Below are 13,785 nucleotides of genomic sequence, written 5' to 3'. Positions count from 1 at the left end.
TTTTAATTTTTAATTGATTTCTCATCTCCCCATCTCTCCATTTCTCCATCGAGCGATCGCTCGAAAATATGCTGCAATTGGAATCTGATAAACTTCAATATAAATCCAAACAATAATTGATAAATGTGATAAGAAAGTTAATATTGTCCAAATATATGGCATCCAGGTAATGGGTTCTTTCAGATTAGCAGGAAAATAGTAAGCTACTATGCCAATTAGAGTAGTGGGAAGAATTATAAAAACTGCTGCTGCTAATCCATAACCCCAACCTAATTCCATACCTTCCAACTGGCCTTCTGTCCAATTAAACCCATTCCAACGCCAAGTTAAAGGTGGTTGCCTAGAAGGCATCTTGATTTGCTGTTGCTCTAAGTTGACTGTAAAAATCTCTTGGCAAAAGTCACAAGCCATAGCTTCCATCAATGGCATGTGAGAAATCTTACCTATTCGACAGACTGGGCAGGGGTAAGCTCCATAATAGTCGAAAGATTGGGTTAAGATTTTGGAACTGGGCATAATGAGACAGATGATCCTAAAAAATTGATCTGGTCAATGAGAACTTGGGTAATAATGTATGGCGGTATGGCGGTTGTCAATTTCCTGCAATAAGCTTTCGTAAGATGAAGTCAGGAGAATTATATATTTTAACTTCTCAATCCTGAATTTTTCTTCTGAGGTTATATACAGCAGTTTTCTTTTGCATAAGGTATAAAGCCACTGGTTTTGAGGCAGGAGGCAGGAGGCAGGAGGCAAAAGGCAGGAGGCAGAAGAATAATTTGATTTGTGAATCCTTGGTTATGTACCTTATTTAGTTGCAAACTGCTGTAACTATTGCGATCTTTAATGACAAGCCCTTCTCTACGAGAGGCTGCGCCAACGGGTTCGGAGGTTCGCAATTGACGGAACCGCCAAGACTGCGACCCCCTCACCGCTTTTTTCGTCTACGCAAATAAGCAACTAGTACAATCAGAACAGAATGTGATTTTGAATTGTGCAAAGCGTTATAGTCTTAATCCCCAGAGTTGTACTGAGTCTATCGTTTTTTTATAGTTTGTGCAGGTATTGACAAAGCCCACTCTTGCTGCTACGTTTACATTAGATAGGTATATTTCTTAAGTTTTCTAGTAAAAAGCCCGCAAATGCTTAACACAAATTCCTATTTTTATTTTTGGTTTAGGGTGGTTCACCGGGGGTGAATTAAGTTTCCTAATGGAAACCGCCCGGTGAACCGCAGAGCAAACTCTGCGGTTTTTGTTTTTTTAAGGAGAATTTCATTGTCATGACTTATTTCATTAGTTGGTTTTATGGCTTTTACTTTTGGCCCAGAATAAATTCCGGGTAAATAGCGTCATGCCAATGAATCAGAACGCGCCCGGAACTTTTAAAGGTTTCGGGCTTTTTTATTATTTGGGAATGGGAATGGGGCATTGGGAATAGACGGACAACGGAGACAAGGGAGAGATGAGGGAATGAGGGAGAAGAATTAATAACCAATTCCCAATCCCCAATCCCCAATCCCCAATGCCCAATGCCCAATGCCCAATCCCCAATCCCCAATCCCCAATCCCCAATACTTAACTTTTCAGGAGAATGTAATCATGATTAATGCCAAACTTGCTGCACAAGCCCATCTCAACCACCAGACAATCGTTAAAATCTCGAAAGAAGTCGCTTTCGGCGGTAAAGAACTGGTAATTATCGGCGGCCCCTGCACTGTTGAAAGCTTAGAACAAATGGAGATAGTCGCCCAAAGGCTATCTACTGCATCAGTACAGGGGTTGCGTGGCGGTGTCTACAAACCCCGCACATCTCCCTACGCTTTCCAAGGTATGGGAGAGTCAGGATTAGAGATTTTAGCCAAGGTGCGATCGCATTACAATATGCCAGTTGTCACGGAGGTGATGTCAATTTCCCAAATTGAAGTAGTCGCCGCCCACGCTGATATGCTGCAAGTTGGTAGCCGCAATATGCAAAACTTTGATTTGCTCAAAGCTTTGGGACAAGCTGGTAAACCAATACTGCTCAAACGTGGTTTAGCAGCGACTATTGAAGAATTCGTCATGGCTGCTGAATATATCCTTAGTCACGGGAATCCTGATGTGGTGTTGTGCGAAAGAGGTATCCGCAGTTTCGACGATTACACCCGTAACGTCCTAGATTTAGGAGCAGTGGCAGCACTCAAGCAAATAACTCACTTGCCTGTAATTGTAGATCCTTCCCATGCTGTCGGCAAACGGGAGTTGGTCGCACCTGTAGCTAGGGCTGCGATCGCTTGCGGTGCAGATGGATTAATTATTGAATGTCACCCAGAACCAGAAAAATCTGTTTCTGATGCCCGTCAAGCACTTTCTTTAGAAGATATGGTGCATTTAGTTAATAGTTTAAAGCCTGTAGCTACAGCCGTTGGACGGAGTATATCAGATGTTGGGGCGGGTTTGTCACCTGCCCCGATTTTTTGGGCGGCTTAAATTTCAGCTTCAAGCGATCGCTTCAATATCTCAGCCAAAAGATTTATTTTGGGTTGACGGCAAACAGCGATCGCTTTCGTAAAATAAACTTGTTACTCCAGCTATTCCATTTGTTCTCAAACGTATTTTTACAACACAATCTTCTATATATAACTCTTATAGGAATCAAACCGGATTCCTATATATAAATATAAGTTATCGTTTTAACAAATAAGACTATTTGATTTTATTCTCTAAGTCGTTTTATCCTGAAATCAGTAGATATTTTAACTTTTACTAAATTGCCCAAAGAAATTTTAGTATACCGATCTTTCAACTCTGAGAATCTAAACAAGGATAATAACTAAATGCTAGAGCACCAGATTGATTGCCCCATCAAGCCTAAGACAAGTGCAATGATTATGAAGCTTTTTCAAATCACTTTAGTGGTCTTAGTACTTTTAATCAACTTAGTAATTGCTTTCCCATCTTGGGCAGACAGTACGCCTTCTTTAACTAATCATCTTAACAACTTTCAAGTTGGGCAAAAAGTCATTTGGCTTTACAAGCCCCGCACTGATTCTAGCGATGTCCAAAGAATTCCTGCCGAAATAGTCAAGTTAAGTTCCAAGCAAGTGCAAATCAAGGTGTACAAACCTAACAACGAATTTGTCAATCGTTGGGTGAATCCAAACAAGCTTGAGAATTCGACAAAAATTAAATAGTCAGTAGTCATTTGTCCTTTGTCCTTTGTCATTTGTGATTACAAAGGACAAATGACTAATAACAGCCAACAGAAAAAAATGATTTAGGACTGCTGTAGTTAAAACTCTCTTATGTGGATTTCGTTTTCATAATTAGGATCTTCAGTCCCAAGCAGTTTATCCCAAAACGTAAAATACAAACCGTAGTGTACTTTATACTTACGATGATGTATGGAATGATGCATAGAACCAATAAGCCACTTTCCAATCCAGTCACTTTTAGATGAGGAAGGAAATAGCTCAAATCCGAGATGAGTAAACACTGCCCATACTGTCATAGTTATAAGTGCGGCAACTAAAGTGACGAAATGCAGGGGAACTATGAAGCTTACACCTACAAAAAAAAGTGCTTGTACAATTGCTTCTGGTAAGTCGAAGGCAGAAGAACTCCAGGGTGTTGGCTCTCCTGAACGGTGGTGTCCAAAATGCATCCATCTAAAAATTCGAGGATGGTGAAACATCCGATGGATAAAATAAAAGTAGGTATCTTGAAGAATTAGTACTGCAATAAAGCTAACTATTAAATACCACAGTCCGTATTTCCAGATGTCAGCGTATAGCAGGGTTGCTCCCAAATTATACTCTGAGATCATAAATGCTCCAGAAATAGCAAAAACTACTGTGGAGATTACTGATAATTCAATATCCTTTTTAATGGCACAATTCATCAACGGTTTCAAACGCAAACTCTTGTTGGTAAGAGACGTTCCTAAAACTAAATAAAAGAGCAAGTATGCTCCGCCGGCAATCAGAAAGTATCGGGCAAGAGTGATGCCGAAGAAGAAAAAGCAATAATACCAAAATGAGTGGTTCGTCAATTAGACCCATCCGTAAGATTAATTTGGTGAAATGAAAATACTGATTATGTCTGATTTTTTTGGTCTTCATTACCAAAAATAACCAAATTAAGATTTAATTTGTTAATCGACAAAATCCACTGCTTATTTTACAGCATCAAGTAGTTCAGATAATATATATTAATTTTTATAATAAAAATTGAACTAATTTTATTGCATATATAAACATAAGTTATTACTATTCCTAAAAAAAGGTTCTTGTTTGACTGAAATTGTAGTAAATAGCTAATCTTGTAACTAAGTTACAATTTATTTAAGTCGTTCGTTTCTATGAGGTATTTCAACAACAATTAAATTTATTTTACCCATTGTGTTTTTTAACACCTAAAAAACGTTTAAATTACTTTTCCCTAGTCTATTTTTTATAAATTAATTTGCTATAGATTTTGTTCTACTTTTCTAGGCTCCAGCCCAAGGCTACGGCTACTTCAGCAGCTAATTCTAGAGGATTGAATGGTTTTGCGATCGCGGTAATCATTCCCATCTGATTATAGCGACGGCGATCGGAAGCCTGGATTTTAGCAGTTAACAAAATTACTGGAATCGCTTTGGTTAATGGATTGGCTTGTAACTTTTCAAAGGTTGTGATGCCATCCATCTCTGGCATCATCACATCTAATAAAATTGCATCTGGTTGGTAAGTCTCAGCTTTAATTATGCCTTCTTGACCAGAACTCGCAGTCACTACTTTCCAGCCTGCGACTGTTTCCAAGCAAATCTTGGCAACTTCTTGAATATACTGCTCGTTATCAACCACTAGAATTTGCTTTGTTGTCATCGCTGCTATCCTCTTGTTGCTTCGGGGTAATGCTCTGAAGTAATTTCATCACCCGTTGTTCAAATTCCTTAGTAGTCACACGCCCGTTGCTCAAAAATTCTGCATCTGGACTTTGTTGGCTATTTGTAGTTGGCTCGTAACTACTATGAACTAAGAGAATGTTGGAAGAGTCTTCTAAATCAGGATTTTGGAAAGCCCGAAATAATGGCAGAGTGACGTAAAAAGTGCTACCTTCACCTAATACACTTTCAGCCCAGATGCGTCCGCTGTGTTGTTGCATAATGCTCTTGCAAATTGCCAAACCTAAACCAGTTCCGTCATGGTTACGTGAATCTGAAGAGTCAACTTGTTGAAAGCGCTCAAAGATACTCTCAAGTTTGTCTGTTGGGATACCGCGTCCGATATCTTTGACTGTCAACAAAACTTCATTCTCTTGTGGTTGCGCCCCCAACCAAACCGTAGATCCAGCAGACGAGAATTTAATGGCGTTACTCAATAGATTGGTCAATGTTTGGACAATGCGATCGCAATCTGCCAATACTTGCCCAGATTCGGCAGAAACGGATACTTTCACTCCTGCTTTGTCAGCCAGAGGCTGCATGACATTTACTGCTTGAACGATCAAGTCAACAATATTGCAGATTTCTGGTTCCATCTTCGCCTTACCCGACTCGATGCGCTCAATGTCTAGGATGTCGTTGATTAAACGTACTAGGCGTTCGCTGCTATCAGTGGCAATTTGCAATAGGCGTTTTCCCTGCTCTGAGTTTGTTGCTAGCAAACCACTGGCTAGCATTCCTAGAGAGCCGTGAATCGAAGTTAAAGGTGTGCGGAGTTCATGACTAACAACAGAGACAAATTCATCTTTCATGCGTTCAATTAGTTTGCGCTCTGTGATATCTCGTAAAATAACCGTATAAAATATTTCCTCAGCCATCTCTATTTTGGAGATAGAAGCCTCGGCTGGAAATTCAGTACCATCCTTGCGGCGTCCGTAGATTTCACGCCGTTCTCCCATCCGACGGGCAACATTGGGAGATTGACCAAAGTCAACCACATGTTGACGATGCGCTTGAAAAAAACGCTGCGGTAAGAGTAAATCAAGTCCTTGTCCAATCACTTCCTGAGCCGAGTAGCCAAAAATCTTCTCTGCTCCTTGATTAAACAAAGTGATGCTTTGGAACCCGTTAATGGAAATAATTGCATCATCAGCAATATCTAAAATTCGTGCAAATCGAGCTTGAGAGAACCGTAATTCTCCTTGTGTCCGTTGACGTTCATCAAGTTGTGACTGCAACTGTTGATTCACCCGAATTAACTCAGCAGTGCGCTCTGCTACTCGCAATTCCAGTTCGTTGATGGCTTGTAAATTGAGAGATGAGCGAGGCAAAGAAGAATTCACTACTCTATCTTCCCCTGCTCCCCCTGCTCCCCCTGCTTCCCCTGCCCCCTTGCCCCCCTGCCTCCCTGCCTCCCTGCCTCCCTGCACGACGCGCTGCCGCAATTTCATCCGTTCTAAGCGATTGACGATCCGGGTTACTAGTTCTGGCCCAACAATGGGCTTACTTACAAAGTCATCAGCACCAACGCTAAACACTTGATTTACCATTTCGGCATCGCTATGCACAGTCAGGAATAGAATCGGTAACTCACACCAGCGCGAATCGTTGCGTACTAATTGGCAAAGTTCTATACCATTTGTATAAGGTAATTCCACATCCAGAATCAGCATATCTGGCGTAATTATTTCTAAGATTTCCCAGAACTGACGCGGATCTTCAAGAGCGATCGCTTTTAGTCCCCAAGGACTAAGTAAGGTTTGTAAAAATGCCTGAATTTGCGGATCGTCATCCACAACCAATATTTTAGTTTCTGCATGAAGGTCATTTTCCAGTGGTTGTGTGACTGTTTCTAAAACCTGTGGCGTTGGTGATGCAGATATTGCTGCTACTTCGTTTCCGTCAATTTCCCGACGCAATAACTTTACCCAACTTTTGAGGTTGCTAATTTCAGATTGACTCAGGGTTTGACCAGAACTCAGTAACAGTTCGATATTGCGTGCTAATTTAGAGCCAAGAGGCAAGCCAAAAGTGCCTAAAGATCCCGCCAAAGTATGCGCCTCTTTGGCTGCAAGTGATCGCAAATCGGGATTTAAACTATTTTGGTTTAAAGTTGCGATCGCTTCCTCCAGCACCCTCACCTGCTCGTCTACCCGCTTTTGAAATCGTTGCCAAATTTCCGCAACTGCCATTAATGTTTGCTGTTGTGATTTGAGATTAGGAACCAAGGATTTTTCACAATCTAATTCCCCTCTGCTCCTCTGCTCCTCTGCCCCTCTGCCCCCCTGCCCCTCTGCCCCTCGGTCACTGAGCGTAGCCGTTGGCGCAGCCTCTCGTAGAGAAGTGCTGCCCCTCTGCCCCTCGGTCACTGAGCGTAGCCGAAGTGCTGCCCCCCGGTCACTGAGCGTAGCCGAAGTGCCCCCCTTCTCCTCTGCCAGTGATTTCAGCCGATAGCCAATACCGTAAACTGTTTCAACCAAATCACTGGGCGCTCCTACAGCTTTGAGTTTGTGTCGTAACCCTTTGATATGGGTGCGAACAGCTTCTTCTTGTGGAGTGTCTTCATAACACCACAGATGTTCTAAAATCATGCCGCAGCTAAACACCCGACGAGTATTTCGCAAGAATAGTTCTAAAAGAGCATACTCTTTGGGAGTAAGTGCCAACAGCTTTTCAGCATACATCACTTCACAGCTACTAGGGTCTAGCCGCAATCCACCATACTCCAGTACAGGTTGTGAGGTTACACCTCTGCGACGCAACAGTGCCCGAACACGAGCAATTAACTCTTCTGCGTCAAAGGGTTTAACTACGTAGTCATCTGCGCCTGCATCTAGTCCGATCGCTTTCTCATGACTACTATCGCACCCTGTCAATAATAATATTGGCATTTGCAGACCACTAGACCGAATTTGACGACAAAGACTAATGCCATCCAGTTTGGGCAACATTACATCTAGAAGGATTAAATCATAATCGTAAGTTTGAATAAAATTCCAAGCAGTATCACCATCAGTGGCAACTTCAACCGCGTAGTTTTGGTTAGTTAAAACGCAGGTGAGTGAATATGCACTTAACTCGTCATCTTCGACAACTAAAATTTTCATGTTAAAAGCTTTCCAAGTTAAAATGGATATAACAGATAACAAGTAATAAATTTAAATGGCAAGTTTAATATAGTATCAATACTGATTTTTAAAGCATCTTCCAAAAGGTCTATATTTGCGGTTTCCAATATTAACAAATATCAATATTGATTAATTTTAATTGGATTTTCTAGCTACCTGCCCAGGAGCAGATGCCTTGCTCGTTCGTGCAACTTACTGTAGGAAAGGACTGTTAACGAAGGCAGGAGGTAGGAGGCCGTTTTTGTAACGGGGATTTATACCCCGCTTGCCAAACTTTTGCCTTAAAAGGCGAGGTTTTAGACCCGATTGTTTCGATAAAACTCTCAATACGTTACAACAGAAAAAACCCTCTGCTAAACCTGTGAAAAAACGAGTAACACTCACCTTCCCGAAACGCGCCGTGCAAATGCCAGTCACTTACGTACTGGCTAAAGAGTTCAACGTCGCCGCTAATATTATCCGCGCTCAAGTTGCCCCAAATCAAATTGGCAAATTGGTAGTGGAATTATCGGGAGACATCGATCAATTAGATGCGGCGATCGAGTGGATGCGATCGCGTAATGTTAATGTTTCTTCGACGTTAGGCGAAATTGCGATCGACGAGGATGTGTGTGTTCACTGTGGCTTGTGTACTGGGGTTTGTCCTACCGAAGCCCTCACCCTCCAGCCAGAGACATACAAGTTGACATTCACGCGATCGCGCTGTATCGTCTGCGAACAGTGTATCCCCACCTGTCCCGTACAAGCAATTTCTACTAACATTTAACAATCTAAAATCCCAAAATCAAGATTAAAGTTAGCCCAACTTAAACACATCCGCCATTACACTATCATCACCCACCAGCCTACTTTTTGCTGGAGAATCATAAACTACCAATAGCGAAGGTATGCCAGTTACATCCTGAAACAGCGTCATTCCTTCAGCGTGTTCTTCCCGATTTCCATAAGGAATATCTTGCACAAAATCGGGATTGCTGAAGACATTTTCTCGCATATTCACACCATTTACCCAGCGATAAACTTGCACGGGGCCATCTAAATCCATCGTTGGCCCAGCTAAAATCAACAAATCTTTATCATCTACATACAAATCTCGAATTCCCAAACCATTCAACCAGATAAAATGCTTTTTATATAACTCCTGCAATTCTCCAATTTGCTTTAGTTTCATCAGTCCAGGGGTAGAATCTTCTAACTCTATTTCCAGCACCACAGCCCAACCTCGCAATACAGGCCCGCGCAAACCCAGAAAGACGCGGTTTTGATAAATGCCTATTCCTTCAATATCAAAGCCATTATCCTTTCCGGGAATTCCTGCCTTAATAAACAAGCCTAAATGGGCATCATCTGCCAAAGCTGTCATCAGCAAATTACCCTGATTCGTCACCTCTAATTTACTGGCAGTCAATTGCACATCTGGCTTTTCGGGATGTGGGCAAGATGAGAATAGCTTACCGTCTATCAGAGGAATTCGACCTAAAATGTAACGGTTAGGTTCTGATTCAATTTTTGCTAGCCTTTTAAAGTTCTTGGCATCTGTATTTTCGGGTTTGGATTTTTTACGTTTGTAGCTGTGAGAACCAACAAACCATAAGTAATTATCCGTGTAAGCTAGTCCCTCTATATCAATTTCTTCCTCTTCTGGTGCAGGTAAATCGATAAATTCTGCTACACGAAATTGTTGATGATCTGTAAATTTCTCAGTATCAATCAAAGAAAGACGCTCAATAGTTGAAGTTTCATCTGACCCTAACCATAAATACTTCTGATGTGTTAGTAGCAGTGCTGATAAATCTTCTCTATGCTCTTTAAAAGAATCTACAAAAGTCAATAAAACTTGATTTAGCAAATGATGTAAGTTTGACATTTTAAATTATATTGATATTTACAAAAATACTAGCCATGCTATTATAATATATGGTTTGATTATCGTAAAATTTTGTTATCCAAACTATAGCAATCTGATTTGATTTCTGAATTAATCGTAGGGACTAGGGACTGGGGACTGGGAAGAAGGAATAAAGCTGTACTGAGTTTTTTTCACGCAATCAAATATGAGTCCTATATATCTCATCTCAACTTAAGGGGGATGAGATGATTGTAATCCTTTGATAGATATTGCATATTTATAAGATAAGATGCAACTATCAATAGTTATAAGCATACCTGGCAATCCTCATAGCTAAAAAAATATCAAAAGTAGATGCATTTTTTTAAATAATGTTGTTATTATGCAATAACTTCGTGAGGTAATAATTGAGATAAATTATGAAATTAGCTACACAAACTACAGTAAAAACTCTCGGTGACTATGCCTACCAAGCGATTGAAAAACACTTTAAGAAAACCTTGAAGTGGGAAAAATCAGTAAAGAAAGATGAAGATCCAGAAGCGCTGCACCAAATGCGAGTGGGAATGCGCCGCCTACGGACAGCGGTAACTCGGTTTGGGCTAGCAGTGGATCTGTCGAAACCAGTCAGCGATAAAAATATTGGTAAAATAGCTCGTCGTCTTGGTAATCTGCGAGATTTAGACGTACTTAAAGAAAGTTTGGAAAACAATTATAAACCAAACTTACCCCGCAAAGAACAGGAATCTCTGCAAACAGCTTTTACAGCTTTGGCGAAACAACGTGAAGATGTAGAATCGAGCGTACAGAAAACATTAAACGATGAATCTTACAAGTCTTTAAAAGATGCATTGGATAAGTGGTTAGAAAAACCTACTTATCAACCTTTGGCATCTATTGCCATTCAGCAAGTACTACCAGACTTACTTTTACCAGAAGTGAGTAACTTCTTATTGCATCCAGGTTGGCTAGTTGGTACTGAAATTGTAGAATCAGAAGTGAAGATCCAGAAAAACTGGAAACCAAAAAAGATAGAAAAACAATTGACAACAGAAGGTGAAAATATTCATAGTTTGCGAAAAGAAGCTAAACGTATACGCTATCAAATGGAGTTATTTACTGACTTATATGGCGAGTCTTACGAAGCTTATATTACAGAAGTGAAAAATATCCAAGAAATTTTGGGTACGATGCAAGATAGTGCCGTTTTAACTGACTGGCTTGGAGATGTATATAAATCAGAAATTCACACTAAGTTGCCCACCCTTGCTAATTTATTAACTGAAAATCGTTATCAGTCGTGGCAGCAGTGGCAACCTTTGCAAGAACGGTATCTTAAAACTGAAACCAGACATAGTTTTCATTTAACAATACTGCACCCACTTTCAGGAGTAATCAGTTAAAAGTTACTCTTTGTTGTTACAGCTAGTGGATATAGAAGTTCTCCTAATGTGTTATCACTACTGGTTTAGCCCTGTTTTGTCACTCTTGGAAAATAATTGAAGCAAGATTCTGAAACTTTGATTGAGTCAACCTTTGAGCCTCTATTTTCTAATAGTAACTAAACTTTGTAGCCAAAACCTGAAAATTAATGCAATGGGAATTTTTGCTTGTCGCCATTGCGTTCCACGCAGACGAATTGCCCTAGAGAACTAAGTAAATCTAGAGTTTGTTGAGCAGAAGAACGAGCCGTGCGATCGCGGATATTTTCACCGACTTCAATTGAACCGAGCATCAGCGATGGTGTGAGAAATTGCTCTTAGAAGTTAGTAATCGCGATCGCCATCAAATCCAAAAAGTCAATATTCAATTTTTGTTCTACACTAATACCCTCCCATGCTTGTTGGATAACGGGTAGTGTAGCAATGGCGATGGGAAGCACCACTATCAAACCCCGACGATCGCCATGCTACCCCGACACTTAGCCACGTGAATGCATTGATTCATTATCCAATCATAGCCACTTTCAGCAGAGCCTCCCAGAATGGATTCCCAGCCTGGGAACCAGTCAGGGCTAGGGCTATATCTTAACTTAGTGTCATTCGGTCAAAGGAACCTAGAGAATTGTGCAATAAGCTTTCAATACCATAAATAACTATATACTCAGTAAATAATTAATTTGCAATACTTAATGTTTGAAAAACTAATTATTAGTTTTTCGTGTTATTGTGATTTCCAGCACATCTTTTTTTGTATTTATTGTGTAGGCTCTATCTGGTAAGTAAAATTACTAGATAAATTTATGGTGATTAGAGCGCCAAGCAGCAGAATTCCTAATTCTGGTGTGGTATTAACCTGACTTACAGTTCGGTTATTTGATTTTTGAGCAATTAGTAGGTAACTGAACGGCAAGTTACTAGAAAAGCTTTGCATGACGACATTCAGTGTCTAGCAAGAGGTGAATGCCTACCTTTTGTAGCAGTAGTAATCATAACTGGCGTAGCGCAAATCAGCCATACCGAGCCTAAGCTTTCTCCACGAGACGCTCCGCTAACGCACTATAAGCAAAGAAAAATATATGAGTACAACACGCAAAATTCGTTTAGGTGCATTCATTCAAGCCACCGGACACCATGTCTCTGCTTGGCGACACCCCGATTCACAAGCAGATGCGGGACTGAATTTTGAGCATTACAAAGAAATTACCCAAACCGCCGAACGCGGCTTATTCGATGCAGTTTTCTTGGCAGATAGTCCAGGAGTCTGGGGCGGCGCTCCAGAAACTCAGCATCGCAATGGTAAAATTGCCCATTTTGAGCCTGTTACCCTCTTCTCGGCCTTATCCTCTGTAACTCAAAAAATCGGCTTCATTTCCACCGCTTCGACCACTTATGAAGAACCCTACACCTTGGCACGTAAGTTTGCTTCCCTAGACTACTTGAGTAAAGGCCGGGCCGGATGGAATGTAGTCACTACAGGCAATGAGAATGCTGCACGTAATTTTGGACTTGAGCATCACCCAGAACACAGCCAGCGTTATGAACGAGCTGAAGAGTTTGTGGAAGTGGTGAAAGGTCTATGGGATAGTTGGGAAGACGATGCTTTCATCCGTGACAAAGAGTCTGGTGTCTATTTCGATCCTGATAAACTGCATACATTGAACCACAAGGGCAAATATTTCTCTGTAAAAGGCCCTTTAAACGTTGGTCGTCCGCCCCAAGGTTATCCGGTGATTGTTCAGGCTGGAGCCTCGGAATCGGGACGGGACTTAGCTGCACGTACTGCTGAGGTGATTTTCACCGCCAATCAAACCCTAGCCGATGCCCAAGAGTTTTATGCTGATGTCAAAGGTAGGCTAGCACAATATGGGCGATCGCCAGACGATCTCAAAATTATGCCTGGTGCTTTCCCAATCATTGGCCGTACTGAATCAGAAGCTCAAGAAAAATACGAATTCTTGCAATCGTTAATCCATCCCGATGTCGCTTGGGGGATTTTAAAGAACTATTACAAGGGCGTGGATTTGTCGAAATATTCTTTAGATGATGTGGCTCCCGAACTACCCAGCGACACCAACACTAACAAAAGTCGTCTCAAACTAGTTAGAGATTTGGCTACTCGTGGGACTCTCACGCTGCGCCAGTTGTATCTCTCTCTTGCTACCGCACGAGGTCATCGCACCATACTCGGTACTCCCGAAACCATTGCTGACCAACTAGAAGAATGGTTCAACAATGGTGCAGCAGATGGCTTTAATATCATGCCGCCAATCCTTCCCACAGGATTGGATGAATTCGTTAACCTAGTCGTTCCCGTCCTGCAAAAACGCGGACTGTTCCGTACTGAATACGAAGGCAGTACTTTGCGCGAAAACCTGGGATTGCGTCGTCCGGCTAATCGTTTTGCTGCTAAACAACTAGATGAAAGATTGGTGTTGGCGTAAATGATTTTTCATATCTGCAC

Annotated in this window: 11 protein-coding genes and 1 pseudogene; 5 read left to right on the top strand and 7 right to left on the bottom strand. The window is 41.3% G+C overall.

The genetic code is table 11. The features are described from left to right. Positions 1-21 precede the first annotated feature (21 nt). Positions 22-516 (bottom strand): hypothetical protein, encoded by a 495-nt coding sequence (locus RMZ95_RS07350; protein WP_322674463.1) that lies wholly within the window; start codon positions 514-516, stop codon positions 22-24. Positions 517-1,598: 1,082 nt separating this feature from the next. Here RMZ95_RS07350 and aroF point away from each other — a divergent pair. Continuing rightward, positions 1,599-2,468 (top strand): 3-deoxy-7-phosphoheptulonate synthase, encoded by an 870-nt coding sequence (gene aroF / locus RMZ95_RS07345; protein ID WP_322684427.1) that lies wholly within the window; start codon positions 1,599-1,601, stop codon positions 2,466-2,468. Between the two features lie 401 nt (positions 2,469-2,869). Further along, positions 2,870-3,172 carry a hypothetical protein gene (locus RMZ95_RS07340; protein WP_322684426.1) on the top strand — a complete coding sequence of 101 codons (303 nt, stop codon included), beginning with the start codon at positions 2,870-2,872 and terminating at the stop codon, positions 3,170-3,172. A 98-nt stretch (positions 3,173-3,270) separates the two neighbouring features. Here the strand turns inward: RMZ95_RS07340 and RMZ95_RS07335 are convergent, their stop codons facing one another. The 3 genes from RMZ95_RS07335 to RMZ95_RS07325 form a co-directional block, all read right to left on the bottom strand. Next, positions 3,271-4,029, bottom strand: coding sequence for a sterol desaturase family protein (locus RMZ95_RS07335; RefSeq protein WP_322674460.1), 759 nt, complete (start codon positions 4,027-4,029; stop codon positions 3,271-3,273). A gap of 430 nt (positions 4,030-4,459) precedes the next feature. Continuing rightward, the gene (locus RMZ95_RS07330; RefSeq protein ID WP_322674459.1) at positions 4,460-4,846 is read right to left on the bottom strand and encodes a response regulator; all 387 of its coding nucleotides are present in this window, start codon (positions 4,844-4,846) and stop codon (positions 4,460-4,462) included. After that, complete coding sequence (locus RMZ95_RS07325; RefSeq protein ID WP_322684425.1) at positions 4,818-8,012, bottom strand: response regulator; 3,195 nt, start codon at positions 8,010-8,012, stop codon at positions 4,818-4,820. The genes RMZ95_RS07330 and RMZ95_RS07325 overlap by 29 nt, the downstream gene beginning before the upstream one ends. 382 nt (positions 8,013-8,394) lie before the next feature. On the opposite strand from RMZ95_RS07325, the gene RMZ95_RS07320 reads away from it, so the two are divergent. Next, the gene (locus RMZ95_RS07320) at positions 8,395-8,799 is read left to right on the top strand and encodes an NIL domain-containing protein (RefSeq protein WP_094347724.1); all 405 of its coding nucleotides are present in this window, start codon (positions 8,395-8,397) and stop codon (positions 8,797-8,799) included. Between the two features lie 30 nt (positions 8,800-8,829). Here RMZ95_RS07320 and RMZ95_RS07315 read toward each other — a convergent pair whose 3' ends face one another. Then, positions 8,830-9,900: a DUF3616 domain-containing protein gene (locus tag RMZ95_RS07315; RefSeq protein ID WP_322674456.1), complete on the bottom strand. Its 1,071-nt coding sequence runs from the start codon at positions 9,898-9,900 to the stop codon at positions 8,830-8,832. A 401-nt stretch (positions 9,901-10,301) separates the two neighbouring features. On the opposite strand from RMZ95_RS07315, the gene RMZ95_RS07310 reads away from it, so the two are divergent. Further along, positions 10,302-11,285, top strand: coding sequence for a CHAD domain-containing protein (locus RMZ95_RS07310; protein ID WP_322684424.1), 984 nt, complete (start codon positions 10,302-10,304; stop codon positions 11,283-11,285). A gap of 191 nt (positions 11,286-11,476) precedes the next feature. Here the strand turns inward: RMZ95_RS07310 and RMZ95_RS07305 are convergent. Further along, positions 11,477-11,755, bottom strand: a pseudogene (locus tag RMZ95_RS07305) (heavy metal translocating P-type ATPase); the annotation flags it as partial. Between the two features lie 323 nt (positions 11,756-12,078). Next, positions 12,079-12,255, bottom strand: coding sequence for a hypothetical protein (locus RMZ95_RS07300; protein WP_322684423.1), 177 nt, complete (start codon positions 12,253-12,255; stop codon positions 12,079-12,081). A gap of 145 nt (positions 12,256-12,400) precedes the next feature. Here RMZ95_RS07300 and RMZ95_RS07295 point away from each other — a divergent pair, with 145 nt between their 5' ends. Beyond that, entirely contained in the window at positions 12,401-13,765 is a 1,365-nt protein-coding gene (locus RMZ95_RS07295; protein ID WP_322684422.1) for an LLM class flavin-dependent oxidoreductase, read from the top strand. Positions 13,766-13,785: the final 20 nt, after the last annotated feature.

Source organism: Nostoc sp. DedQUE07, assembly GCF_034530975.2.
Taxonomy (GTDB): Bacteria; Cyanobacteriota; Cyanobacteriia; order Cyanobacteriales; family Nostocaceae; genus Nostoc.
Note: the sequence above shows the minus strand (reverse complement) of the source record. Positions and strands in the feature narration are given on the sequence as shown.